Source organism: Pseudomonas sp. B28(2017) (assembly GCF_002113025.1).
Classification (GTDB): Bacteria; Pseudomonadota; Gammaproteobacteria; order Pseudomonadales; family Pseudomonadaceae; genus Aquipseudomonas.
Map to the genome: position 1 here is coordinate 129,563 of NZ_NEJH01000002.1, position 25,636 is coordinate 155,198.

The following is a 25,636-nucleotide window of genomic DNA, read 5'->3' on the forward strand; positions in this document are numbered from 1 at the left end:
AGAATAATTTATTTAACAAGAACGACTGATCAGATCGCCACCAAGCTATAACCACTCACCGTCATAAACATATACTTAGGATCGACATAATCATGAAGTATGCTTATCTTGGCTTCCGTGGACTTAGCCGTAAATTTTATCTCCATTGGAGGCGTGGTCTTTTTTGAAAAATCGAACCGGTGCGAAAATTTCGAAGTGACATCTCCATCAATAACAATGGAAACATCAAAAAACGGGGCAGCACCATCTATGTTACCAAACAGGTCTTTTGGTCGAACAGAAAACAAATAATTCTTACCTGGCGTCAGCTTGTTTAACGTCCACTCCTGATTTTGATTAGTAGAACCCGCACCGATAAAATTAGCCCCTTGCATGGCAGGGCCAAACCCTTTTTCGGTGATTTCTGCGTGACTACCAAATGCCATTTTCAGTGGAAAAGTCATTGGCTTATCCGGCCCACTCACACCTGAAGGGTTGGCTTTGGTAAAAATATTCTTTCCCGTAAAAGCCGCCAGGCCCAACCGAGTTGTTTTATGTCGCACACGAACAAATTTAAACCGTTTATAGGCGTCTTGCACCTCAGCAAAAGACAATGGTACCGTCGAATTTTGCCAAGTATAGTAAGCATTGTAGGTCGGATCATATAAATGCCAGGCATCGCCAAATTTCAACTCAGCGACAGCATGACCATCGTTTTTAGGGTAATTCAGAAGACTAATCACCCGCCCCTCTATCCCTTGAGCTGCGGCTAATGCCAGCAGGGTATTTGTAAAACTTCCACAAGCCCCAATGCGTTCGCTGACAGTTGCATCTGGTGTGTTTTCGCTTGCAACACCGACACCAAAGCCAGAAATATACTCCATGAACTTCATTACTTTTTCATGATCAGTATTTGCACCAACCGATAGTTTATCAGAAAGTTTTTTCATAGATAAACTGATCGACTGATGAAATATGCGCAAAGGGTTTGCAGGATCCTCGGCGGATAGAAAAAACTTCGAGTTATTCAGATCAGCGCTAGCAGCCTGAGGCAAAACAACAGGCGTAGCCTTGATTTCGATGAGGCGCAAGAGTAAACGTGGCTGCCCCGAAAAACCAGAGAACTCAAGCTTCATATGTTGAAATGCTTGAGCACCACTGAATTTAAAACTATAAGGCTTATCCGAACTCGAAACAGCATTAGAGAATACTTCTAGCGTATCTCCATGCTCATCAAGCAAATGGATCTTAACGTTTGCAGGGTAGTTACTTTTATTTTCCCACTGAAGTTTCAGAACACCATCCTTGATCGGGCTCGACATCTTCAAATTCACAAATGCTGACTGCTCACCCTCGATTCCCGCAACATAATCATTGCTCGGGTTACCATCCAGCGCATTCGAAAAACTGAAGTTCGCATAGGTGTCGGAAGCCGCTTCAACAGACGCAGAAATCACCTCTGCCTCGTCATCCTCCTGAGGTTCAATAATCACTGGTTTATTAGCAGCCTTGGCATCCAGAAAATATTTCTGGCGCTCAGCGTATTGTTGAAAAAACCAATCATTGGAAATATCTGCAATTCGCTTTAACTGTTCAACCTCGAAAACCTGATAGTCAGCCCCCTTGTACCATCCCATATCTTGAGGACGTACTTCGAAAACAGCCTCTTTCCACTGCTGATCCCCAACCATCGTCAGCAGACCGCCGCGCAATGGTACGAACGAGAGTACATTTCCTTCATTCAAGGCTTGCAGCTTGATATTGAAATGACCGGGTGCAACATCCTTGTATTTCACAATCAGCCGGTGTGGCTGCACGTCAAAATAACTTGTGAACTCCCGCTGCGGCAGCTCTGCAAAAAAATATGCGTTATGGCGAGTACCACCCGAAACCGCTGTCGAGTTGTTTTTATAACCGTCCACAAAACCGCGCACAGAACGTTGATCGACGACTGTAGAAGGGAGCCACTCAGAGCCGGAGATTCGGGTACCACCCTCAAAGGCGCTGTCCTTCCCGAGCTCCAGTTTCACACTCTTCTGAAATTGCGGAGCCAACAGCTGAATTTCTTCGATCAATGGTGAGCTTTCGCCGTCAATCCAATCCAATTGAAAGAGCAGTTCTTTCTTGGGATTCAGGTCATATCGCATCCAATAGCCAGTGTCGAACTGATTCAATTCAGTCCGAAGAGTATCAATACCAGAATCTGCAATAGCATTGATCCTGGCACTATTCAGCAGTTTCGCAGCGTTCTTCAGCCCTGGAATACTGATCAAATGAGCATTGAGCACATGCGTTGCATTAGGCACTTCTTCAAAGTAAGGCTGCCCGGCACGATTGACAGAGGATACTCCGCCGTCCTTGACACTTACCGTATAAGCATTGGCTACTTTTTCGATCAGAGCAGGTATTTTCGAAGAGCTGTCAGGTTTTGAGTGTGCAGTGCTGAGAGCTTCAAGCACGTAAGCTTGACTAAACGCCGAAGGCCAGTTTGCCTTGGTCGTCACGTCGTTATACGTGTTCTCGAAATTAAACAGATAAGTGACCGCAGAAGACGGGAGTTTCACTTGATGATGAGGCGAGAGAAACCAATCCAGCGCAGATTTACTCTTCACCAGGTTCTTATCTACTCCCCGATAGCCACCCTGCCCCACTGCCTCAGGCTGCAGATACTGTCGAGCAACAATAAATGGGGAATAAACAGGCTCACCAGGGTCGGATGCCGGATCATAACTTCCATCCTTCAGATACTTGGTTTTTTCGCTTGCACGCCACTGCATCACTACCCCATCCTTATCCAAAGAAAAGATTGGCAGCATAGGCGACTGACTTGGCACTTTATGCGCTGTTTGCTCTACAACCTTATATTCAGAGTCTTTTTTCCGAACATTAAGATAACCAGTGGCAACGTCGCTCCACTTCTGCAGCGACGGGCGAATCAATGCAAGCTTTTGAAGGTACTCTGCGTGTTTTTTCGCATAAGTATCTCCCACCCAATAGCCTAGATTTTCTGGCTTTACCGCGACCTTCCACTGACGCCATTGGCCAGAGCCACTCAACAACAGATCCGAATCAGGCAAGTTCTTGAAGGTATCGCTGCCAGGAGCGATAGAACGCATTTGTACAGCAATATTCCCTGGGGACGCGTCAAGATACTCGACACTTAGTTCTAACCGACGTGTCCTGAGGTTATTAGTCCATTTCGCTGGAAGCGCCATGTAAAAGTAGCTGTAAGGCGCAACCATTTTTCCATCAGAATCAGCAGGCTCCTTTTCACCCATTACAGACTTGAGCTTACGAACACTACGCCCGTCTACTGTTTCAATTTGCCCCCAGTCATTACCGGCGATTCTCAGAGAACCTTCACCATCGCCTGCTCCCCCCACATCCAGAACTGCATTCTTGCCAGTTTCTGGGTCACTCAGGGTAATCTTGTCAATTGCCAGTTCCGGGTTAGCGAAGCCATAGGGGTTTGCCAGACGAAAAAGCTGTTCATCTTTTTTTGCATTCAAGTCATAACGCAACCAATAAGATGCGTCGTACAAAGGCAACCAACGCTCCAGAGTATTGGCGCCTTTATCAAACCACTTTGTATAAACCGAGTCTCCGGTAACCTCAGCCAACTCTCGCAATGCGAGAAGGACCCGCATATGACCATTAAGGATATGTGATGGATTATTTATAGACGAAGGGATTTCTTCAAACCAGATATCATCGCCCGAAGTGAAAAGAAAACCGCCGCTTTTCAGTGGAACAAACAATGACTCTGCAGCTTTCCGTGCGGCAGCCAGACTTTTCTCGTCACCTGTTTTCTTCCAGTCAGCAAGAAGAGCCTGAATGCCAGTAGCCTGAGCAAACGCACTATCCCATGGAGCTTTTATGCTGACGTCATTGTAGGTACTGTCGAATTTATATAACCAAACCCACTGCCCCTGTGGGTTTTTCTTTAAATTATCGACCAGCCATTTAACATTCGCCTTGAATTTACTATCGTCTGGCTTTAGTCCCAACGAAGGATCATAGTCCTCCACCCCGGCATAGGCGAGTGCATACAAAGCGGTCCAGGCTGGGTGATTGACCATACCAAGTCCCTTGATATTGAGTAAAGGTATGCCATTTTCATCAACCGAATGTGCTGCTCGATCAACATCTGTCTGGCTGCTCAATACTTCAGCAGCCGAGCTTACGCCATAAGGCAAGCACAAACCAACACAAATAAATAGCGCAAGCATTCCACGACTTGAATATTTGAAAAGCGATGACATCAAACAACTCCAAACTGCAAAATCGACTCAATTTCCGAGGAAGCGACAGGTAGCAACTCCCCTACAGAATCGCCATAAACACTTTCCTGCGATTTCCAAGTCAGCAAAGAGCGCTTCTCTATCAAGTTTTTCTTCCAGGCATTGAGTTCTGAAGACAAAAATGCCGCATCAATAGCCATTGCTATATCCTTCGGTTTGTCCATTTTATGAGTCATCCCGAACCCATTCCCCTGAACAAACCGATTCAACTCAGGAGAGTCATTCGCAAGAATAGGCAATCCTGCCTGTATAAACTCAAACAACTTGTTAGGCGTACAAAAATACGAATTCAGATCAACATGAGGGTACGGAATAATACCCACATCGGCTGAGGCACTATGCTGCAACAACTCAACTTGCGGGACAGCCGCCATAAAGTACACATTGGAACCCAGCAACTTTAGACGCTCTGCCTTTGCCTTTAGCAAGTCGCCGTATGCTCCAAACCCCATCATTACAAGTGCTATGTCCTTGTTTTTCACATAGGCCATCGCGTCGATCAGGAACTCCAGGTTTCTGAATGGAGAAAAGCCCCCTTGAAACAACAGGATTTTTCGGTCTTGCGCAAGGTTCAGTTTTTCACGTAACAAGTCGTAGCTGGCCTGACCATCGAATTCCGGCACTGGATCGATGGCATTGAGCAGTGTCAGGGGCTTCTCAATGTCATAGCGATCGGCCATTTCCTCTCCAATCGACTCATTGACAGCAAACACCAAGTTTGCCTTTTTAATCAAACGAGCCTCGGTTTCCGAGCAAATCCTGCGCTGTTTGCCTGAGAAGGATTTCTGCTCTGGATAAAGCTCATGAGCATCATAAACCAGCGGCACGTCCCACTTCGCAGCCAGCTCAACGCCAGCTTCCAAGGCAGGCAAGTCATGAACCTGTACCAGATCACTCTTGTACATTTCCCCATGTTTAACGAATGCAGAGCGGAACGGCAACGGATCATGCAATGTTCGATTGCGATAGCGCTTCAACAGCAATAATTTATAGATTTCCCAGTTAATCTTACTTGCCCAGGCAAAACCTTTGTAAAATAGCTTGGTACGTTTCGGATAACGATTGGCCAGCCTATTTAGAATGTTATTAAAACCATGTTGGCGCGCGATATAAGCAAGGTACGTGTCATTCTCCGGAATAATGTCAGACAATCCAATACGAGTGAGATCAATCCCCTCAGGCATCTCTTCTGTATGAGTGTTCGCATCATAGGATAAGGCTAGAAGCCGTACTGAATGCCCAGCTTTAATAAGTGTTTGTGCTTGCGCGACCACTCGACGATCGAGATGTTGGTCGTGGCAAAGCATTAGGACGCGCGCCATTAGTTCTCCCCTGTCGAAACTCGATGGCGAATTTTTCCAAGATGCCTCCTGGCAAAGCTACCGAGCCGATTTTCAATATTCATATTCAGATTATTAAGTTGTGCCATTTGCTCTGCGGCTTCGGCTTCCAACTGGTGATAGCGCTGTTTCAGAGCGTCCCGCTCTTCAATAAGTTTGACGGATTGTTCAGCTCGCTCTTTCGTACGTTCAAGTTCTTCGAGTATTTGCTGATGATTCGCAACCAGCACTTGCAAGGCGATCGCCTGCTCGCCTGCTTCCCTCAAATGCATACGTTGGATTTCGTTTTGCTCTTCAATTTCCTGTACGACCACTGCCAGTCGGTCGGCATCCAATGCCTTGACCAAAAGTGCTTCGTGACTGGCTTCGAGGTTCTGCAACTTGACTTCTAGCGTTTCACACTCTTCAGCCCTGCGACGGAGTATCTGCAACTCATAGGTCAGGTTTTGATTTTGTACTTCAATCCGATTGGCATCAGATGCAATACGCATCAAAGCATCTCGTTCAGCGGAAACATTCTGCAAATCTACAGCAAGCCGATTTCCTTCTTCGGCTCTTAAGAGCAATGTGTCGCGCTCTGCTGTCAAATTCTGCAATGCCACCGCCAAGGCATCAGTCGCCCGGGTTTTCACCAACAAGGCGTCGCGCTCCGCGCTCAGGTTTTGCAGCTCCACCGCCTGGATATCCGCCGCGCGAGCCTTCGCCAGCAAGGCGTCGCGCTCCGCGCTCAGGTTTTGCAGCTCCACCGCCTGGATATCCGCCGTGCGAGCCTTCGCTTGCAAGGCATCGCGCTCTGCGCTCAGGTTTTGCAGTTCCACCGCCTGGGCATCCGCCGTGCGAACCTTCGCTTGCAAGGCATTGCGCTCTGCGCTCAGGTTTTGCAGTTCCACCGCCTGGGCATCCGCCGTGCGAGCCTTCGCTTGCAAGGCATCGCGCTCTGCGCTCAGGTTTTGCAGTTCCACCGCCTGGGCATCCGCCGTGCGAGCTTTCGCCTGCAAGGCATCGTGCTCCGCGCGCAGATTTTGCAATTCAACTGCCTGGACATCCGACGCGCGAGCTTTCGCCTGCAAGGCATCGCGCTCCGCGCGCAGATTTTGCAATTCCACTGCCTGGACATCCGACGCGCGAGCTTTCGCCTGCAAGGCATCGCGCTCCGCACTCAGGTTTTGCAATTCCACTGCCTGGACATCCGACGCGCGAGCTTTGGCTTGCAAGGCATCGCGCTCTGCGCTCAGATTTTGCAATTCCACTGCCTGGACATCCGACGCGCGAACTTTCGCCTGCAAGGCATCGCGCTCCGCACGCAGATTTTGCAATTCCACTGCCTGGACATCCGACGCCCGAGCCTTCGCTTGCAAGGCATCACGCTCCGCACTCAGGTTTTGCAATTCCACCGCTTGGGAGTCTGCTTCTTTGGCTCTTATTAGTAGTGCATCGCGCTCTTGCTCAAGGTTTTGAACTGCAATAGCAAAGCGTTCTACTTTTTTTTCCAACTTTTGAGCTGACTCCAGCCCAGCAGACTCGCTGGCCAATGCAAGCTTCTGTTTTAGTGCTGTGAACTGGATCTCCATTTGATCCAGAACACTGGCAATCGCCAGTTCACCTGGCACTCGCCAGGCGTTATACATTTCTGGATCAATCCATGAGGCTTCGACTACCTGGATATAAAGCGGCACGCCGGCGTATTGATCGATGAAATAACCAACCTTCGTGTCATCTGGCAGACTAAGCCTCAAGACTTGCGGCCCCTTATCCAGACTCAAACTGAGAAGCGGTGATCCTGCCTTCAACGTTACAAGCACACCGTAGTAGCCAGGCACAATGGCTCTGCCAAACTCCAGCGTTGCCTCGTTCTGGTCAGCCTCTAGTGCCAATGCGTCAAACAGCACACCAAACGCGTCTTCAATCACCAACGTCAACGGCTCGGTACTACCCGGAAGTCGGCGGACATGCAGTCGTGATCGATCAGCATAAAGCGGTAACTGAATCCGCCACAAACCATCGACCACAACGTATTGAGATACTTGCGGATAAGGAAGCAGGTACTGGACGGGAGGATTCGATGGTTGGAACTCTGCGGCCGACATGTCCTCCGCTAACGCAAGTGGCACCTCGACGTGAAAGTCCTTTTGGCGCGAGAACACAACCAAAACTTCACTGTGACTTCGCCAGTATCGGCCTTTGCGCAGATCTTCATAAACCACTTGTCCCAATGCGGCGGCACTCAAAGGGGCAAGAGGCGTCGGTGTTGTCCCGCAATGTCCGCAGGCACCGCAGTGTGGACATATTGCGCTTTCCCACCCTGCTGTTTCTCCAAGATGTTCGTGCCTGAAACGTGTTTCCACAGGCAGCATCTGCGTCCATGGCTCGCCTGCGATTACACTGGCAGTCACATGCCAGCCCGGCGGGGCTTTACAGTGCAGATCAACGATATCGTATGCACGCTGATGCCAATTTACATGATAGGCATGCTCACAGGAATTGCAGATCGAGGTGGCGTCCAGCATCTCCTCTCGGAAAGGGACAGCCACCATCACCCAATCCCGAGCAACCCGAAACAATTCACTCCAAGCGATATGCTCTTCGTGATCGGGCATATGCTCCAACGCATCGGTGGTTATTACCGAGTCGAATGCACCGTCTTCGAATGGCAACGATGTCGCGTCCCCAAGCACTCCTGGGTAAGGCAAACGCGACAATGCTTCAGCACTACTGTCCAAACCAGTGAATTGCGTACCCGTGGTTTGCGCGATGATGGCACTTAACTTTCCATCACCACACCCAACATCCAGTGCACTGACGACCGAACGAGGCCAAAAGTCCAGAAGAGCGGCCAGCAGATTGCGTTGGCCAGTCTGCATGGGTTGATCCCATATCTCCGCGCTTTGATAAAGACGGATATCCTGGCTCATGACAATTGTTCCCAGGTGGCGGGTTGATTGACGCAGCCAATTTGTACTTGAATTCCGGGCGGAGGGAGCACTTTGAGCGCATAGCAACGGTCATGCAAATCATAAGCCGCCGGCTCTATGGAAGACGCCAGATTCAGTTCCCTGAACAGGGCAACCGAAACCAAGTAGTCGCCAGGACCGAGAAACAGGGGATCAAATTTGACTCGAATACCGCCACGACCTTCCAGCTGTGAAAAATACTGGCCATTCAAACTGGCAATGACCTGCATTGCACAAGTTCCATCTGGCCGATATATAGCGACAACCGGGATCGGATCGCGCACTTGGGACGTCGCCGAATACGCTAATAATGCGCTCGCAGCCTCACCGCTGATCAAGGTATGCCGTGGCACCTCTTGCCCATCGAAGAAACCAAACCCGGTAATGATTACTTCGCCGCTTCCATAGCGATCGTCCTGGCTCAATTGTGGCAACTCCGCCAGCAATGAAGCGGTTGCGTCATCCTCTTCGTCCGCGCAAAGCTCCGCTCGAAGAAGCTTCCACTCTTGCGATTCATCGGCAGCGATTTCGGCGAGTCTTACATACTCTCCAATCTGTGTATCGAACTGCTCCAATGCAAGCGCAGTATCAGGACTGGATCTGAATTTGAGCTCAACCCAAGAGGAAGGATGACGCTTACCGAGCCATTGGACTTGCAGAGGTGCGTGCAGGTAGCGTCCGCCGAAGTCGCCAAACTGCCAGCCGTCACCCATTTTTTTCCAGTTCATGAACAGAGGATCGACTATGGGCCCCGAACCGTTCGACGAACCGTCCTGCATATCGAACCGGCCCTGCTTGCCCCGGGAGTCACCGAACGTAACCGATGCCAGAGTCAATGGCGACTTGGGCGCACCGCCCTGAGCACTGACAAGACGGAGCAAACTGATCTCATCGGTGCTGGACATCATGGAGGCGACTTGCCCGCGGGTCAGCGACATGCTCTTGGCACGCACACGTTTTTCCTCTTCTTCCCTGACTGAGGCCAGATAAGCTTTGCTCACCGGCAGAAGATCACCGTCCTGTCGAATCTTCCCGTGGTCGAGCCAGATCCCGCGATCACACAACATTTGCACCGAGCCAATGTCATGGGAAACAAAAATGATGGTTGCCCCCTGACTGGTCAGGGCCTTCATGCGCTGTATACATTTACCCATGAAGTAAGCGTCACCGGCCCCCAGCACTTCATCGATGATCAGGACTTCGGGAATGATTGATGTCGCAACAGCGAACGCCAGCCGCGCATACATGCCAGAGGAATATTCCTTGACCGGACGATGCAGGAAGTTATCAAGCTCGGTGAACTCAATGATTTCTTCCAGACACTCATCGACCCTCGAACGGGACACGCCTTGATAGGCCAGCGCCGACTCGATGTTCTGGATTGCGTTGAAGTCTGGATGAAAACCGGTGCCCAGACTCATCAAAGCCTGAACCTGACCATTGACCTGAATGACACCTTCGTCGGCTTTCATTTGCCCGGCGATAAGACGTAACAACGTACTTTTGCCCGCGCCATTACGACCGATCAGGGCGACTCTCTCTCCGCGCCCTATCTCAAGGTCAATATTTTTCAGCGCTTCGAAAACATCGAAACGCTTCTTGGCGACAGGAAGGCCCAGCGCATCCAAAGCCCTCCAACCAGGGCTCTGAAACCGGCGAAAGCTCTTGCTCACATTTTTGATGGAGACCGCGAACTCAGACATAGTCGGCAAATAGTGGCTTGAGTCTAAAAATCAATTTGTGCCCTGCCAGAAACAGCATCAGTGAGAACAATGCAAAAACGCCCAACTGCTCCATGGGAATGACGCCGTCTATCAAACAGCTTCTATAAAGCTCCATAAGCCAGGCGAGCGGATTGAAATGCACAATCGCTTTCATACCCTCTGGAACCATACTGGCCGTGTACGCAATCGGCGAAACCAACATCAGGAACAAGACAATGATTGGCAAAGCCTGTTGAAGGTCACGGAAAAAGACAGTCAATGTTGCAGTAATCCAGACCAGCCCCAGCACCATGAAAATCTGCAACAGATAAATGACGGGAACCATCAAGTGCGTCCAGTGCGGTCCATGCAGGTACAGTACGGCGCCCCACACCAGAAGCATCCCCATTCCCATAGTGGAGTGGCCGATGAGCACATCCCGGGCCACCACCAACTCGATCGGGAACAGGGTATTCATCAACAATCCCCTGTTAGCCACTATGCTGGTGGTACCCACACTGAACGCTTCAGCGAAAGCAAGAAAGGGAACGAGACCAGAGAACACCACAAGTATGTAATCTGGCGTGCCCATACCCGGCATCCGGACCTGCAAAATCTGGACAAATACCAAACTGTACATGCCAAGGAAAAGCAGGGGATAAAGAAGCAGCCAGATTGCACCCAGCACATTACCGCTGGTACGCCCACGAAGCCCTTGCCCAACAGTGGAGAGCAAAAGACGGCGATGGCGTATCAGAGTCTGAAAAGCATTCATCACATCAGGCCTGAAGCAACCGGGAAAGAACTTGCTGACTAGCCTGTCCATCACCGTACGGCTTTTCCAGAATGTCCTTGCGTACAGTGCGCATTTCGCGGAATGCATCAATGATTTTCTGGTGAGAGGCCCCCACCAGGGTATTCCAGCCCAACTCGACAGTTTCGAGCCATTCCGTTTCATCCCGCATGGTGATGCAGGGGACACCGTAAAAGAATGCTTCTTTTTGCACGCCACCGGAGTCAGTAAGAATGACCCGGGCGGATTGTTCCAGAGCAATCATATCGAGGAACGCAAGAGGTTCGACCACGGTGAGTGAGTTCAGATGGCGGGACAACCCATGGTCTTCCAGCAGCTTGCGAGTACGCGGGTGCAGTGGCAAAACCACCGGCAACTCTTGCGATATCTCTGCAAGGCCAGCCATGATTTCACCAAGCCTTTTCGGATCATCCGTGTTTTCCGCGCGATGGCAGGTAGCAAGAGCATAGACATTGTCTTCAAGCCCCAGTTGCTCTTTGATTCGACTCTGAACCTTGGCTCGCTCACTGTAGAACAGCGCGACGTCATACATGACATCGCCCACGTTATGTACGCCACTCACCAAGCCTTCTTTAGCCAGATTGTCGATAGCGGCCTGCGTTGGACACAGCAGCAAGGACGATACGCGATCAGAGAGGATGCGGTTGATTTCCTCTGGCATACACATGTTGAACGAGCGCAATCCGGCTTCTACATGCGCAACAGGGATATTGAGCTTCGATGCGGCCAACGCACCGGCCAATGTGGAGTTGGTGTCACCATAGATGAGCACCCAATCCGGCTTCTCTTCGAGCAGAACTTTCTCGATGCTTTCCAGCATCCGTCCGGTCATCACACCGTGAGTGCCACCGGATATTTCCAGGTTGTAGGCCGGAGTCGGAATGTCCAACTCATCGAAAAAGACCTTCGACATGTTTTCGTCGTAATGTTGCCCGGTATGCACCAGCACTTCCCGGATACGTTCGACACCTGCATTTTTTATTGCCCGCGACACAGCCGCAGCCTTGATGAATTGCGGACGTGCACCCACGATGGTGACAACTTTGATGCTCATGGTTTCAGCGCCTCGGACAATACATTGGCAATGACTTCCTGGCTGGAAGCTTCAAGATAGGGGTGCATCGGCAGGCTCATGATCTGCATTGCAACCTCGTCGCCGACCGGCAGTTGCGCCAGATGATCGGCCACCGCTGGCTGGCGGTTCAGGGGAATCGGGTAATGCACGGCGGTGGGGATGCCCGCCTCCTTCAGGCGCTGTTGAACAGTATCGCGCTGAGCGACACGAACGCTGTACTGCGCCCAGGCGCTGGTGTTGTGCGCTTCGACAAAGGGTGTGCACTTGATGTTGCGGGCCTGGAGCAATTGCTCATAGCGGCTGGCCACGGCCTGACGCAACTCCAGTTCTTCCGCAAATATTTCCAGCTTGGGCAGCAGGATGGCAGCCTGCAGGGTATCCAGACGACTGTTCACGCCGACCCGGATGTGGTGATAACGTCGGTCCTGACCGTGGCGAGCGATCTGGCGCAGCACCACGGCCAGCTCATCGTCATCGGTAAACAAGGCACCGCCATCGCCGTAGCAACCCAAGGGTTTGCTCGGGAAAAAACTGGTGCATGCGATGGTGGTCAGACTGCACGAACGTCGACCTTTATAGGTCGCACCAAAGCTCTGTGCCGCATCCTCGATCACCGGTATGGAGTGACGGGCAGCGATGGCATTGATGCTGTCAAAGTCGGCGCACTGACCGTAAAGCGAAACCGGAATGATTGCCTTGGTGCGCGACGTGATCGCAGCCTCCAGCAACAACGGATCAAGGTTGTAGGTACGCGGGTCGACATCAACGTAAACCGGCTTGGCACCCAGCAGCGCGACCGTCTCGGCAGTGGCGATGTAGGTGAAACCCGGCGTGATGACCTCATCGCCCGGACCGATGCCGATTGCCATCAAGGCGATCTGCAAGGCGTCGGTGCCGTTGGCGCAACTGATGCAGTGCTTGACGCCGACAAATCGTGCGAGTTTTTCCTCAAGCTCCGCGACTTCGGGGCCAAGGATATATTGACCATGAGCGAGTACCTGCTGGATGCCGGCATCTATCCGGTCCTTGAGGCGCAGTTGCTGGGTCTTGAGGTCGATAAATTCAATCACCGCGAGGCTCCTTGCTTAGTACTTTTCCATTTAGGACATAACGGTCGCCGGTGTGCTCGCATATTGCCGAAGACTGCCCTTGCAGAGGCAAAGCCAACTGCTCACCGAACTCGCTCATCCATCCGATCTGCTTGCCCGGAACACCCACGATCAACGCATAGTCCGGCACATCCTTGTTCACCACTGCCCCCGCACCGACGAATGCGAACGACCCGATGGTCACGCCGCAAACGATGGTGCAGTTGGCCCCCAAAGTGGCGCCCTGGCGGACCAGTGTGCTGCGGTATTCGTTTTTACGTTCGATGAGTGAGCGTGGGTTGTAAACGTTGGTGAAGACCATGCTCGGACCGCAGAACACACCGCGCTCGATGGTGACGTTGTCATAGACCGAGACGTTGTTCTGAATCTTCACGTCGTCGCCAATAACCACTTTGTTTCCGACAAACACGTTCTGCCCCAACGAGCAGCCTCTGCCGATGGAAGCCCCGGAGCAGACATGCACGAAGTGCCAGATACGACTGTCATCGCCGATCCGCGCACCTTCGTCGATGATTGCGCTGGCATGGACTTGATATGCCATAGCGCCCTCAGCGGACCAGGCGATTGAGGAACGGATGCCCTTCGCCATCCTGCGGCGCGACGGCGGCGGCCGAGCGAATCACATCAACGGTTTCGACGCAGTGACGCGCATCTTCGATGCCATAGCCCTTGCCATCCAGAATCGCCTGGTAGCTGACGGTATGCAGGTCGGTAAACCCTTCGGAAAACTCGATTTCGTTGCCGTCGACGGTGATCGAACGATACGTCGGTTTCTTGCCCTTGACCGAATCTGGCAGGTCATTGGCATCGATCGACAGGAACCAGCGAACCCGAGCGTTTTCGTACTCCAGGTAACCTGCGGCTTTGTGCTCATGACTGAAGTGAACGACGTTGCGTTGCAGTTTCCCGAAGATGAAATGCAGCATGTCGTAAAAGTGCACACCGATATTGGTGGCGACACCGAATGACTTGCGCGGATCGCCCTTCCAGCTTTCCATGTACCACTTGCCGCGAGAGGTGATGTAAGTCAGTTCAACTTCGTGCTTGTGCGTACGCTGCTCGCCCAGCACCCGATTGCGCAGGTCGATAATCGCCTGATGGTGACGCAATTGCAGGATATTCCACAGGCGCTTGCCGGTTTCCTGTTCGGTCAGCGTCAACTCATCCAGCATCGCCGGGCTTGGTACCAACGGCTTTTCGCAGATGACATCGCAGCCCAGGCGCAACCCGGCGTTAATGTGCGAAAAGTGCAGATGGTTCGGGCTGCATACCGAAACGAGATCCAGGGGTTGCTGCTGGCGTTTGAGCGTCCAGGCAAAGTCGTAGAACCGTTCGAACTCGGTAAAGAACTCACTCTGCGGGGAAAGACTGTCAATGATGCCGACCGAATCGTTGATGTCGTAGGCACAGACCAGTTCATGGCCGGTGTCCTTGATGGCGCGCATGTGTCGTGGGGCGATGTAGCCGGCAGCACCTACCAGGGCGAAACGTTTCACGGGCTTGCTCCAAATGATGACGCCCCGGCGTTGCCGGGGCTGGAAAGCTGAAGAAATCAGGCCTTGATGATGTGGCCTTCAGGCTGGCGGTACTTGCCGCGACTGTCGATCAACAGCTGCGAATGTTGGCCGATCAAATCGTAGTCGAAGCGCTCATGGTCCGTCGCCAGTACCACGGCATCGAACGTCGCCAGGTTTTCCGCTGTCAGGCTTTCGCTGTCCAGATCGAAATGGTGTTGACGCATTTTCGGGAACGTTTCTACGTGTGGATCGCTATAGGAGACGATGCCGCCCTTGGCTTCGATCAACTCCATGATTTCCACCGAAGGCGATTCACGCATGTCATCAACGTTTTTCTTGTACGCGATGCCCAGAACCAGCACGCGACTGCCTTTGACCGATTTGCCACGCTCGTTCAGGCCATCCATCAACTTCCCGACTACGTACTCGGGCATCGCCCTGTTCACTTCACCCGACAGCTCGATGAAGCGGGTGTGCAAACCGTATTCACGAGCTTTCCAGGTCAGGTAGAACGGGTCGATTGGAATGCAGTGCCCACCCAGTCCCGGCCCCGGGTAATAGGCGGTGAAACCGAACGGCTTGGTGGCCGCGGCATCGACGACTTCAAAAATATCGATCCCCATACGGTCAGCGACAACTTTCATCTCGTTAACCAGACCGATGTTTACCGCACGATGGATGTTTTCCAGCAACTTGGTCATTTCAGCCGCTTTTGTCGAGCTCACCGGAACAACCCGGTCAATCGCCTGCTCGTAAAGTGCAATACCGACTTCAAGACAGGCCTGGGTGTGGCCACCAATTACCTTGGGAATAGTGCGGGTCTCAAAGTCCGGATTACCCGGATCTTCGCGCTCGGGCGAGTACACCAGAAAGATGTTTTTACCTACCTGTAAACCGCCCTCTTCGATACGTGGCAACAACTCTTCCTCGGTAGTACCGGGGTAGGTTGTACTTTCAAGGGAAACTACTTGGCCCGCGCGCAAGTAGGGCTTGAGCGCATCAGTCGTATCGATAACGAAGCTCATGTCCGGCTCGCGATACTTGTTCAGTGGAGTCGGTACACAAAGAATCAACGCATCGCAATCGGCTACCCGGGCGAAATCCGAAGTGGCCTCGAAGCCCGAAGCAGACGCCTGGGCGATCTTGGCTGAGGGGATATGTTCGATGTAGCTTTGACCTGCATTGAGCTTGGTAACTTTCGACTCATCGATATCGATACCCAGTACGCGGTAACCGATAGCGTTGTAGCGCAACATCAAAGGCAATCCCACATAGCCAAGACCCACGATGCCGATCAAGGCCTCTTTGGATTTCAGTCGATTTTGAATAGCCTTGTGAGTATCTAGCATACAAACTCCATCTGAAAACAGGCTCCAATTACAAAGGGGGGGGGGTGAAGGCGGGGGACTGACAAACTGTTCGAAAGCTTAAATAACAGAAAAAACCAAGGGCTCAGGCCAGGCTGAGACGGGCTCTGTGTAAATCAATGGCATTTTGATGTTATTTTCGGTCAGCAATCGTACTACAAAGATGTTAAAAAGTTCCAAGCAAACAAAAAAAAAGATCGCCAATTGGCGATCTTTTTTTCTTGACACGCGGGGCAGTTGCAACTTCAGCCAAACAACCAGTAGGCCAGCAATCCCGATACCACTACCGCCAATATCGGCCGCAATACGCGGTAAGCCTTGGGATTACGGCGTTTCCACCGTTTAACCACACCACTGAATTTATCGCTGGAGTTCTTGCTCCAGGCGTAGGCTTTGTTGACCCCACCCACGCGCTCGTCATCCAGGTTCTGAGGAGCGGTAGCACGCCCCAGCCAGGCGCTGATGCTGCGGTTGATGCGGGTCATGAAGCGGTTGCTCAGCGGACGCTCGATGTCGCAAAACAGAATCACACGAGTCTTGTCAGTTTCGTTCTTGACCCAGTGAACATAGGTTTCGTCGAACATCACGTCTTCACCATCGCGCCAGGCGTAAACCTGACCGTCGACAAAGATTCGGCAATCATCGGAATTGGGGGTGGACAAGCCCAAGTGATAACGCAGGGAACCGGCAAACGGGTCGCGGTGCGGGTTGAGATGGCTGCCGCCCGGCAGCAGCGCGAACATGGCGCCTTTGACGTTGGGAATACCACTGACCAACTCCACGGTTCTCGGGCACAAGGCTTCGGCGGAAGGCAGCGGTTTGTCGTACCACTTGAGATAAAAACGCTTCCAGCCCTTCTTGAAGAACGAGCCAAAACCGGCATCGTTGTTCTTTGCCGCCGCACGGATATACCCCTCGTCGAACAAGTGCATCGCTTCGTCGCGAATCACCTCCCAGTTGTCCTTGAGCACATCCAGTTCCGGGAACTTGCTGCGATCCAGATACGGTTTCGAAGGCACACCGGAAAACAGGTACATCAAGGCGTTATAGGGGGCGAACAGTGCCGAATGGTTCACGAACTGGCGCAAAACCGGCAGACGCGCCTTGCCGCGTAAATGCACATAGAGGGTGCTGCCGAGAAACAGCAGCAACAACGAGGCCTTCGCGGCAAACGATAAGGTCATCAACAACTCCTTTGAAGATAAGCGACACGTGCGCCACGTCCATTGCCCGACATGGCTGCTGGCATGATAAACACTACCGACCCGATGAAAAACCTGCACTTTTCAACATTCAATGTTAATGAATGTGCAACAAAGCATTTCTTAACATAAAACGCCTGGCTGATGCAGATCCATCATCAACCGGACCCGATCAATGGATCGCAACCAGCGATAACGCCTCAACCATCAGCGCCAGCCACGACCCACCAATGTTCAACACTTACTGCTGATTCTCCTGTTCGGTAAACAGATCACTGAACAGCATGCTCGACAGGTAACGCTCACCGGAATCCGGCAGGATCACGACGATGGTCTTGCCCTGCATTTCCGGGGTCTCCGCCAGCCGAACGGCCACTGCCATGGCGGCGCCGCAAGAGATCCCGCACAAAATCCCCTCTTCCTGCATCAAGCGCAAGGCCATGGCCTTGGACTCTTCGTCGCTGACCAGCTCCACCCGATCGACCATCGACAAATCGAGGTTCTTCGGCACAAAACCGGCACCGATGCCCTGGATCTTGTGCGGGCTCGGCTTGATTTCTTCACCGGCCAGGGCCTGGGTGATCACCGGTGACACAGCCGGTTCCACCGCCACCGAGAGGATCGGCTTGCCCTGGGTATTCTTGATATACCGTGACACTCCGGTGATGGTTCCACCAGTTCCGACGCCTGCCACCAGCACGTCGACCGCACCGTCGGTATCGTTCCAGATTTCCGGGCCGGTGGTTTTTTCGTGGATGGCCGGGTTGGCCGGGTTGTCGAATTGAGCCGGCATGAAGTACTTCGACGGGTCGCCGGCAACAATTTCACCCGCTTTCTCGATGGCCCCCTTCATGCCTTTGGCCGGCTCGGTCAACACCAGTTCGGCCCCCAGTGCCTTGAGCACCTTGCGGCGTTCGATACTCATGGACGCCGGCATGGTCAGCATCAGTTTGTAGCCACGGGCGGCGGCCACGAAAGCCAGGCCGATACCGGTATTGCCAGAGGTGGGTTCGACGATGGTCATGCCCGGCTTGAGTTTGCCACTGCTCTCGGCGTCCCAGATCATGTTCGCGCCGATCCGGCACTTGACCGAGTAACCGGGGTTGCGCCCTTCGATCTTGGCCAGGATGGTCACACCACGCGGCGCAATGCGATTGATCTGCACCAGCGGCGTGTTGCCGATGGAGTGGGCGTTGTCAGCGAAAATGCGGCTCATGGCTGGGTCCTTAACGACAGCATTGAAATAGGGCATCAAGGTAAGCCTCTTGCCCACAGGCGTCCAGTCAGGTCGAACGTCCGCTTATCAGTGCAGTCAATGGCTTTGGATCGAAGCCGGATGCCAGCTAGTTATTGCGCGCGACAATGTACCGGCCAGTGTCTACTGCCGCACGGGGCGAATTCGATTGCCGTTGCAGGAAGTCCCAACCCAGGCAGGCCAAGGCTAACGATCGCGGCACCTTTTCGCGACCACTGCTATATCGGGTGATGCTGCGGGTACTGACCCCCAGCGCCTCAGCCGCCTGATTAAGCGGTAACCCGGTGCGCGCACGCCAATCAATGAAGATTCGGGTGTTTTCGTCGGCTGCATTTTGCGCCAAGGCATCCAGGTAGAGAGTGTCCGCACCAATCTGGATATCAAGTTCAGGCCATTCGACACTCCAGCCATCGTCACCCAGCGCTGCATAGTCAAAGGCGACTCCCTGCAAAGGCTGGAGGCCTGGATAGGCATGCAGGTCGCGGCTCAAATCGAGAGTCAGTTGCTGACCATCGATAAACGTCAGCGCCAGACGATAATCCGCCAACGCTTGCACTGCCGATAGCCGTGGTCGTTTCATGGGTAGCATCGTTTCCAATCCTCCAGTAATTGAGTCTGGTGGGCTCTGACCCACTCCAGAGCCTCCCTGAGAATCAGCGGCGGCGCCTTGCCCACCATCACTTCGACGGTTTCCAGGCCCAGCATGACGTCCAGCCCGCCACCCGTCAGATGAACGTGTGGCGGTGGATGATCCTTTTCGCGCAATTGAATGCGATACGTATCTCGAAATCGGTACTTGGTAGACATGCCCGACATGCTATCGCCAATATGGCGATACAAATATACTGGCCAACAGCCGAGACTGAGTCAAGATGTGACGCTCCATTCAGAGACTGAATACGCCGTCTGCGTTCACAGTCGACCGGGCACCGCGTTATAGTCGAGGCTGACTCTTTTATTGCGCCCCCGCCCTGCCGCGTTCAGGTCGGCGTTACCGTTCGAGGATTAGCAGATGAAGTTCGAAGGCACCCAGGCCTACGTCGCCACCGATGACCTGAAGCTGGCGGTCAACGCCGCCATCACCCTGGAGCGGCCATTGCTGGTCAAGGGCGAACCGGGCACCGGCAAGACCATGCTCGCCGAGCAACTGGCCGAATCCTTTGGCGCCAAGCTGATCACCTGGCACATCAAGTCCACCACCAAGGCTCACCAGGGCCTGTACGAGTACGATGCGGTCAGCCGCCTGCGCGACTCGCAGTTGGGCGTGGATAAAGTGCACGACGTGCGCAACTACCTGAAAAAGGGCAAGCTCTGGGAAGCCTTCGAATCCGAAGAGCGGGTGATCCTGCTGATCGACGAAATCGACAAGGCCGACATCGAGTTCCCGAACGACCTGCTGCAAGAACTCGACAAGATGGAGTTCTACGTTTACGAGATCGACGAGACCATCAAGGCAAAGAAACGCCCGATCATCATCATTACCTCCAACAACGAAAAAGAGCTGCCGGACGCCTTCCTGCGCCGCTGCTTCTTCCACTACATCGCTTTCCCGGATCGCGTGACGATGCAGCGGATCGTCGACGTGCACTACCCGGACATCAAGAAAGACCTGGTCAGCGAAGCGCTGGACGTGTTCTTCGACGTGCGCAAGGTGCCGGGCCTGAAGAAAAAGCCTTCGACCTCCGAGCTGGTGGACTGGCTGAAACTGCTGATGGCCGACAACATCGGCGAAGCGGTGCTGCGCGAGCGCGATCCGACCAAGGCCATCCCGCCGCTGGCCGGTGCGCTGGTGAAAAACGAACAGGACGTACAACTGCTGGAGCGTCTGGCGTTCATGAGCCGGCGCGGCACCCGCTAAGAGGCTGATGCCATGCTGCTCAACCTGTTCAATGAAATGCGCGCAGCCAAGGTACCGGTCTCGGTGCGTGAGCTGCTGGACCTGATCAACGCGCTGAAACAGCGCGTGACCTTCGCCGACATGGACGAGTTCTATTACCTGTCCCGGGCGATTCTGGTGAAGGACGAACGGCATTTCGACAAGTTCGACCGGGCGTTCGGAGCCTACTTCAATGGCCTGGAAAAACTCGACGACCACCTGCAGGCGCTGATTCCGGAAGACTGGTTGCGCAAGGAGTTCGAACGTTCGCTGACCGATGAAGAGCGGGCGGCGATCCAGTCCCTCGGCGGCCTGGACAAGCTGATCGAAGAGTTCAAGAAGCGCCTCGAAGAACAGAAGGAACGCCACGCTGGTGGCAACAAGTGGATCGGCACCGGCGGTACCAGCCCGTTCGGTTCCGGCGGTTTCAACCCGGAAGGCATTCGGGTCGGCGACGCCGGCAAGCGCCAGGGCAAGGCGGTCAAGGTCTGGGACCAGCGCGAATACAAGAACCTCGACGACTCGGTCGAGCTGGGCACCCGCAACATCAAGGTCGCCCTGCGCCGCCTGCGCAAGTTCGCCCGTCAGGGCGCGGCGGAAGAGCTGGACATCGATGGCACCATCGATCACACCGCCAAGGATGCGGGGTTGCTGAACATTCAGATGCGGCCGGAGCGGCGCAACACCGTCAAGTTGTTGCTGCTGTTCGACATCGGCGGCTCGATGGATGCCCACGTGAAGATTTGCGAAGAGTTGTTCTCGGCCTGCAAGACCGAGTTCAAGCATCTGGAGTACTTCTACTTCCACAACTTCATTTATGAATCGGTGTGGAAGAACAACATGCGCCGCACCTCCGAGCGCACCTCGACCATGGACCTGCTGCACAAGTACGGTGCCGACTACAAGGTGATCTTCATCGGCGACGCCGCCATGGCACCCTACGAAATCACTCAGCCGGGCGGCAGTGTCGAGCACTGGAACGAAGAAGCCGGTTACGTGTGGATGCAGCGCTTCAAGGAGAAGTACAAGAAGCTCATCTGGATCAACCCGTATCCGAAAGATACCTGGGGCTATACCTCTTCGACCAATATCGTGCGCGATCTGATCGAGGACCAGATGTATCCGCTGACGTTGCGCGGGCTTGAGGAAGGGATGCGGTTTCTTTCCAAGTAAAGATTTTTGTTGTCTGTGATGCCGCCTTCGCGAGCAGGCTCGCTCCCACAGTGGATCTTTGCTGTACATGAGATCCATTGTGGGAGCGAGCCTGCTCGCGAAGCTTTTAGCGGTCTGAAAAACGCCGCAAATACTCGACTTGTTCGCGATGCGCCACTTCCTGCACCACCGGCCGCAACCGCACCTCCGCTCCCGGCAGGCACTGCGCCAGCCGCGCCAGCGCCAACGGCGTCAATGCCCCCAATCGCGGATAACCGCCAATGGTCTGCCGATCATTGAGCAACACGATCGGCTGCCCGTCCGGCGGCACCTGCACGGCCCCCAGCGGGATACCTTCGGAAATCATCGGCTTGCCCTGGTACTGCAACGCCGGGCCCAACAGGCGAATGCCCATTCGGTCGGCACGGCTGTCGAGGTTCCACGCGCTGTTGAACGCATCGAACAGGCTCTGCCCGCTGAACTCACCGATCTGTGCACCAAGGACCAGATCCAGCACCGGGTTGCCGGTGAAATCCGGCACGCATTCGCTCGGCAACTCCCGCAGCAACATCACCGAATTGCCCGAATAGCTCAAATACGCGCCTTTGCCCAGCGCATGGCCCATTCCGTCCAGGCCGCCGAGCTCCTCTCGGACCACCGTCGCGCTACTGCCCAGTACTTTCGGTGCATCAAAACCACCCGGCGCCGCCAGATAGGCCCGGGCGCCGAGCAACGGTTGAGTGAATTGCAGACGCTGACCTTTGTGCAGCCTGAAACTGCGCCACGGTACCAGCGCCTCGCCGTCCACCTGCGCGCCAAGATCCGCTCCGGCCAAGGCCAGCACGCATTCTTCCTCGGCAACCACGGTAAAGCCTCCGAGGGTGATTTCGATCACCGGCGCATCCAGCCCGTTGCCCAACAGCCAGTTGGCCCAGGACATCGAACGCCAATCGGCCGCTCCACCCTGGGTCACGCCCAGATGCCGCACGCCGAATCGACCGGCATCCTGCAACAGGCACAGCGCCGTGCTCGCTTCAATCATCAAACGGCTCATGCCAGGGCCTCCAGTGGCGTATCGTCACCGCCCAGGTTAATGAACTCGGCATGGCCGACCGCTTCGAAGCGCACGGTGTCGCCGGGTCGCATCAGGCTGTAGCCATCACGGTTGCGATCGAACAATCTGGCCGGCGTGCGGCCAATCAGGTTCCAGCCGCCCGGCGACACCACCGGGTAAGCCGCCGTCTGCCGTTCGGCGATGCCGACACTGCCGGCGGCGACTTTCTTGCGTGGCGTGCTCAGACGCGGCGCAGCGAGCACCTTTTCCACCAGCCCCATGAAGGCGAAGCCCGGCGCAAAACCCAGGGCGAACACCTGATACTCACGCTCGCAGTGACGACGGATCACCTCCTCCACCGCCAATCCGCTGCGCTGCGACAACAGGCTCAACTCCGGTCCGACGCTCAAGTCGTACCACACCGGCAACACATGACAGGTACCGCGAGTACGCGCATTGGGCGACAGATCGATCAACGCCTGGGCAATCAATTCCCGGGCCTGGGCGGGACTCAGTGCGGTCAAGTCGTAATGCACCATCAGTGTGGTGTAGGACGGCACCAGATCGATCAGATGCGCACCGAATGCCGTGCGCAGACTGTCACTGGCGGCTAGCATCCATGGCATGTTGGTTTCGGCAATTTCATCGAACAGGCGCACCATCAGGCAATCCAGCGCCACCACTTCCACCCGCAGCTTCATGGCGCGCTCTGCCGGTTCAAGGCTTCACGGATGCGTTGCACGGCAGCGACCGAGCTGGCGTTGTCGCCATGCACACAGAGGGTGTTGGCTTGCAAATGCAGGGCGCTGCCATCGCTGGCGGTAAGCTGATCGCCACGGGCAATGGTCAGCGCCTGCTCGATGATCTTTTCCGGATCGTGATGCACCGCTCCCGGCAGTTGGCGCGAGACCAGCCTGCCGGCGCTGTCGTAAGCCCGATCGGCGAAGGCCTCGAACCACAGTGTCACGCCGTACTCATCGCCCATTTGTTGGGCGGCACTGTTGTCTTTGGTCGCCATCAGCATCAATGGCAGATTGCGGTCGTAGGACGCCACCGCTTGCAAAACGGCGCGCAATTGCACCGGGTTGGCCATCATGTCGTTGTACATCGCGCCATGGGGTTTGACGTAACTGACCCGGCCGCCCTGGGCCCGACAGATGCCGTCGAGGGCGCCGATCTGGTAATGCAGAATGTCTTGAAGTTCCTGGGCGGCATAAGCCATGGAGCGGCGGCCGAACCCCACCAGATCCTGATAGGCCGGATGCGCCCCCACTTGTACCCCGTGGCTGAGGGCCAGGCTGACGGTTTTGCGCATGACGCTCGGGTCGCCGGCGTGAAAACCGCAGGCGATGTTGGCGCAATCGATAAAGGGCATGATTTCTGCGTCCAGACCCATGGTCCAGCTGCCGAAACTCTCGCCGATGTCGCAGTTCAATAGCAGGCGGCTCACGCGGAACACTCCTGTAGGCTTTATTCTTTTTTGCTGCGGGACATATCTGTAAGACAGTCCCGAAGGTTATCAGTTACTGGGCGTCGAGTTGCTTGCCACGGGTTTCCGGCAGGCTCAAGGCCGCGAGGATCACCACGCCATAGGAAACCGCTGCAAAGGCACCGATGCCCACACTCAGCGGCACAGTCTGGCTGAGCAGGCCGATCAGCAGCGGGAACAACGCCGCCAGCGCCCGGCCGATGTTGTAGCAAAAGCCCTGGCCCGAACCGCGAATGCGCGTGGGGAACAACTCGGTCAGGAACGCGCCCATGCCGCTAAAGATCCCCGAAGCAAAGAAGCCCAGTGGAAAGCCCAGCCACAGCATCACGCCGTTGCTGACCGGCATTTGCGTGTACAGCAACACAATGGTGAACGAGCCGACGGCGAACAGGATGAAGTTCTTTTTACGCCCGAGGATGTCGGTCAAATAGGCGCTGATAACATAACCGACGTAGGACCCGATGATCACCATCGCCAGATAACCGCTGGTATTGAGTACGCTCAAACCGCGTTCGTTCTTCAGGAAAGTCGGCAACCAGGACGTGATCGCGTAGTAGCCACCCAGCGCACCGGTGGTCAGCAACGATGCGCGAATCGTGGTGAAGAGCATGCCGGGGGCGAAGATCTCGTAGAACTTCGACGGGTTGCTCGGTTCCTGTCTGGCTTTGGCTTCGCGATAGATTTCCGGGTCCTTGACCAGTCGGCGGACGAAGATCACGAAGATTGCCGGCACGATGCCGAGGATGAACAGCGCACGCCAGGCGTCGTCCGGTGGCAATACCGAGAACAACAGCGCATACAGAATCGCCGTCAGGCCCCAACCCAGCGCCCAGCCGGACTGCACCATGCCAACCGCCTTGCCGCGATCCTGGGCACGGATGACTTCACCAATCAGCACCGCGCCGGCCGTCCACTCGCCACCGAAACCGAAGCCCATCAGGGTCCGTGCGATCAGCAGTTGCTCGTAGCTCTGGGCAAAGCCGCAGAGAAAGGTGAAGAACGCAAACCACAACACCGTCAGTTGCAACGTGCGCACGCGACCGATGCGGTCGGACAGAATCCCTGCCACCCAACCACCGATGGCCGAAGCGATCAGCGTACTGGTATGAATCAGCCCGGCTTGACCGGTGGTGATGCCCCACATGGCGATCAGGGTCGGCACCACGAAGCTGAGCATCTGGGTGTCCATGCCGTCCAGACCATAGCCGATCTTGCAGCTCCAGAAGGTGCGCCGTTCCTGTTGATTGATGTTGCGATACCAGTCGAAAGGTCCCGGGCGGGCCGAGGCTTTCTGAATGAAGGGGGTGTCGGGCGCACTCATGGCAAATCTCCGCGCTGATTTTATTGGTATTGTTCTGAGCCCCGACGACGCCTATCGTGGGAACCGGATGCGTCGATTCTTGGATGCGCGCCCCTGCTGCGTCCAACTAATAAAAACCCGCCTTAGACATA

The 25,636-nt window shown here is 54.5% G+C and carries 20 protein-coding genes; 2 read left to right on the top strand and 18 right to left on the bottom strand.

From position 1 onward, the window contains the following. Nucleotides 1-29 precede the first annotated feature (29 nt). The 14 genes from CAF65_RS05210 to CAF65_RS05275 form a co-directional block, all read right to left on the bottom strand. Nucleotides 30-4,241, bottom strand: coding sequence for a D-glucuronyl C5-epimerase family protein (locus CAF65_RS05210; protein WP_085715351.1), 4,212 nt, complete (start codon nt 4,239-4,241; stop codon nt 30-32). Continuing rightward, nucleotides 4,241-5,602, bottom strand: coding sequence for a glycosyltransferase (locus tag CAF65_RS05215; protein ID WP_085715352.1), 1,362 nt, complete (start codon nt 5,600-5,602; stop codon nt 4,241-4,243). The genes CAF65_RS05210 and CAF65_RS05215 overlap by 1 nt, the downstream gene beginning before the upstream one ends. Then, the gene (locus CAF65_RS05220) at nt 5,602-8,532 is read right to left on the bottom strand and encodes a class I SAM-dependent methyltransferase (protein ID WP_085715353.1); all 2,931 of its coding nucleotides are present in this window, start codon (nt 8,530-8,532) and stop codon (nt 5,602-5,604) included. Before CAF65_RS05220 ends, CAF65_RS05215 begins: the two co-directional genes overlap by 1 nt. Then, a complete protein-coding gene (locus CAF65_RS05225; RefSeq protein WP_085715354.1) occupies nt 8,529-10,274 on the bottom strand; it encodes an ABC transporter ATP-binding protein in 1,746 nt (581 codons plus the stop codon). The genes CAF65_RS05220 and CAF65_RS05225 overlap by 4 nt, the downstream gene beginning before the upstream one ends. Further along, nucleotides 10,267-11,049, bottom strand: coding sequence for an ABC transporter permease (locus CAF65_RS05230; protein WP_158090061.1), 783 nt, complete (start codon nt 11,047-11,049; stop codon nt 10,267-10,269). Before CAF65_RS05230 ends, CAF65_RS05225 begins: the two co-directional genes overlap by 8 nt. A gap of 4 nt (nt 11,050-11,053) precedes the next feature. Beyond that, nucleotides 11,054-12,142, bottom strand: coding sequence for a non-hydrolyzing UDP-N-acetylglucosamine 2-epimerase (gene wecB, locus CAF65_RS05235; protein WP_218191715.1), 1,089 nt, complete (start codon nt 12,140-12,142; stop codon nt 11,054-11,056). Further along, nucleotides 12,139-13,233 carry a DegT/DnrJ/EryC1/StrS aminotransferase family protein gene (locus CAF65_RS05240; RefSeq protein ID WP_085715356.1) on the bottom strand — a complete coding sequence of 365 codons (1,095 nt, stop codon included), beginning with the start codon at nt 13,231-13,233 and terminating at the stop codon, nt 12,139-12,141. The genes wecB and CAF65_RS05240 overlap by 4 nt, the downstream gene beginning before the upstream one ends. Beyond that, nucleotides 13,226-13,813, bottom strand: coding sequence for an acyltransferase (locus CAF65_RS05245; protein WP_085715357.1), 588 nt, complete (start codon nt 13,811-13,813; stop codon nt 13,226-13,228). Before CAF65_RS05245 ends, CAF65_RS05240 begins: the two co-directional genes overlap by 8 nt. Before the next feature lie 7 nt (nt 13,814-13,820). Then, nucleotides 13,821-14,768: a Gfo/Idh/MocA family protein gene (locus CAF65_RS05250; protein WP_085715358.1), complete on the bottom strand. Its 948-nt coding sequence runs from the start codon at nt 14,766-14,768 to the stop codon at nt 13,821-13,823. Between the two features lie 56 nt (nt 14,769-14,824). Further along, the gene (wbpA, locus tag CAF65_RS05255; RefSeq protein WP_085715359.1) at nt 14,825-16,138 is read right to left on the bottom strand and encodes a UDP-N-acetyl-D-glucosamine 6-dehydrogenase; all 1,314 of its coding nucleotides are present in this window, start codon (nt 16,136-16,138) and stop codon (nt 14,825-14,827) included. Between the two features lie 263 nt (nt 16,139-16,401). Further along, the gene (locus CAF65_RS05260) at nt 16,402-17,340 is read right to left on the bottom strand and encodes an aspartyl/asparaginyl beta-hydroxylase domain-containing protein (protein WP_085715360.1); all 939 of its coding nucleotides are present in this window, start codon (nt 17,338-17,340) and stop codon (nt 16,402-16,404) included. Nucleotides 17,341-17,599: 259 nt separating this feature from the next. Then, complete coding sequence (gene cysK, locus CAF65_RS05265; RefSeq protein ID WP_043302149.1) at nt 17,600-18,574, bottom strand: cysteine synthase A; 975 nt, start codon at nt 18,572-18,574, stop codon at nt 17,600-17,602. A gap of 127 nt (nt 18,575-18,701) precedes the next feature. After that, nucleotides 18,702-19,202: a DUF2442 domain-containing protein gene (locus CAF65_RS05270; RefSeq protein ID WP_085715361.1), complete on the bottom strand. Its 501-nt coding sequence runs from the start codon at nt 19,200-19,202 to the stop codon at nt 18,702-18,704. Then, complete coding sequence (locus CAF65_RS05275) at nt 19,190-19,420, bottom strand: DUF4160 domain-containing protein (RefSeq protein ID WP_085716000.1); 231 nt, start codon at nt 19,418-19,420, stop codon at nt 19,190-19,192. Before CAF65_RS05275 ends, CAF65_RS05270 begins: the two co-directional genes overlap by 13 nt. A 205-nt stretch (nt 19,421-19,625) precedes the next feature. On the opposite strand from CAF65_RS05275, the gene CAF65_RS05280 reads away from it, so the two are divergent. Continuing rightward, complete coding sequence (locus CAF65_RS05280) at nt 19,626-20,471, top strand: MoxR family ATPase (protein ID WP_085715362.1); 846 nt, start codon at nt 19,626-19,628, stop codon at nt 20,469-20,471. A 12-nt stretch (nt 20,472-20,483) separates the two neighbouring features. Next, nucleotides 20,484-21,662 (top strand): VWA domain-containing protein, encoded by a 1,179-nt coding sequence (locus CAF65_RS05285; protein ID WP_085715363.1) that lies wholly within the window; start codon nt 20,484-20,486, stop codon nt 21,660-21,662. A 106-nt stretch (nt 21,663-21,768) separates the two neighbouring features. On the opposite strand, the gene CAF65_RS05290 is transcribed toward CAF65_RS05285, so the two are convergent. The 4 genes from CAF65_RS05290 to CAF65_RS05305 all read right to left on the bottom strand — a co-directional run bounded on the left by CAF65_RS05290 (nt 21,769) and on the right by CAF65_RS05305 (nt 25,505). After that, nucleotides 21,769-22,695 carry a biotin-dependent carboxyltransferase family protein gene (locus CAF65_RS05290; RefSeq protein WP_085715364.1) on the bottom strand — a complete coding sequence of 309 codons (927 nt, stop codon included), beginning with the start codon at nt 22,693-22,695 and terminating at the stop codon, nt 21,769-21,771. Beyond that, on the bottom strand, nt 22,692-23,396 hold the full coding sequence (locus CAF65_RS05295; RefSeq protein ID WP_085715365.1) for an allophanate hydrolase subunit 1: 705 nt from the start codon (nt 23,394-23,396) through the stop codon (nt 22,692-22,694). Before CAF65_RS05295 ends, CAF65_RS05290 begins: the two co-directional genes overlap by 4 nt. Continuing rightward, nucleotides 23,393-24,145: a 5-oxoprolinase subunit PxpA gene (locus tag CAF65_RS05300; protein WP_085715366.1), complete on the bottom strand. Its 753-nt coding sequence runs from the start codon at nt 24,143-24,145 to the stop codon at nt 23,393-23,395. The genes CAF65_RS05295 and CAF65_RS05300 overlap by 4 nt, the downstream gene beginning before the upstream one ends. A 73-nt stretch (nt 24,146-24,218) precedes the next feature. Then, nucleotides 24,219-25,505: an MFS transporter gene (locus tag CAF65_RS05305; protein ID WP_085715367.1), complete on the bottom strand. Its 1,287-nt coding sequence runs from the start codon at nt 25,503-25,505 to the stop codon at nt 24,219-24,221. Nucleotides 25,506-25,636 lie beyond the last annotated feature (131 nt).

Excerpts from the sequence above, each read along its gene's own strand:
- CAF65_RS05210 (WP_085715351.1), bottom strand. The coding sequence starts at position 4,241 with ATGTCATCGCTTTTCAAATATTCAAGTCGTGGAATGCTTGCGCTATTT.
- CAF65_RS05215 (WP_085715352.1), bottom strand. The coding sequence starts at position 5,602 with ATGGCGCGCGTCCTAATGCTTTGCCACGACCAACATCTCGATCGTCGA.
- CAF65_RS05220 (WP_085715353.1), bottom strand. The coding sequence starts at position 8,532 with ATGAGCCAGGATATCCGTCTTTATCAAAGCGCGGAGATATGGGATCAA.
- CAF65_RS05225 (WP_085715354.1), bottom strand. The coding sequence starts at position 10,274 with ATGTCTGAGTTCGCGGTCTCCATCAAAAATGTGAGCAAGAGCTTTCGC.
- CAF65_RS05230 (WP_158090061.1), bottom strand. The coding sequence starts at position 11,049 with ATGAATGCTTTTCAGACTCTGATACGCCATCGCCGTCTTTTGCTCTCC.
- wecB (WP_218191715.1), bottom strand. The coding sequence starts at position 12,142 with ATGAGCATCAAAGTTGTCACCATCGTGGGTGCACGTCCGCAATTCATC.
- CAF65_RS05245 (WP_085715357.1), bottom strand. The coding sequence starts at position 13,813 with ATGGCATATCAAGTCCATGCCAGCGCAATCATCGACGAAGGTGCGCGG.
- wbpA (WP_085715359.1), bottom strand. The coding sequence starts at position 16,138 with ATGCTAGATACTCACAAGGCTATTCAAAATCGACTGAAATCCAAAGAG.
- CAF65_RS05260 (WP_085715360.1), bottom strand. The coding sequence starts at position 17,340 with ATGACCTTATCGTTTGCCGCGAAGGCCTCGTTGTTGCTGCTGTTTCTC.
- cysK (WP_043302149.1), bottom strand. The coding sequence starts at position 18,574 with ATGAGCCGCATTTTCGCTGACAACGCCCACTCCATCGGCAACACGCCG.
- CAF65_RS05270 (WP_085715361.1), bottom strand. The coding sequence starts at position 19,202 with ATGCTACCCATGAAACGACCACGGCTATCGGCAGTGCAAGCGTTGGCG.
- CAF65_RS05275 (WP_085716000.1), bottom strand. The coding sequence starts at position 19,420 with ATGTCTACCAAGTACCGATTTCGAGATACGTATCGCATTCAATTGCGC.
- CAF65_RS05280 (WP_085715362.1), top strand. The coding sequence starts at position 19,626 with ATGAAGTTCGAAGGCACCCAGGCCTACGTCGCCACCGATGACCTGAAG.
- CAF65_RS05285 (WP_085715363.1), top strand. The coding sequence starts at position 20,484 with ATGCTGCTCAACCTGTTCAATGAAATGCGCGCAGCCAAGGTACCGGTC.
- CAF65_RS05290 (WP_085715364.1), bottom strand. The coding sequence starts at position 22,695 with ATGAGCCGTTTGATGATTGAAGCGAGCACGGCGCTGTGCCTGTTGCAG.
- CAF65_RS05295 (WP_085715365.1), bottom strand. The coding sequence starts at position 23,396 with ATGAAGCTGCGGGTGGAAGTGGTGGCGCTGGATTGCCTGATGGTGCGC.
- CAF65_RS05305 (WP_085715367.1), bottom strand. The coding sequence starts at position 25,505 with ATGAGTGCGCCCGACACCCCCTTCATTCAGAAAGCCTCGGCCCGCCCG.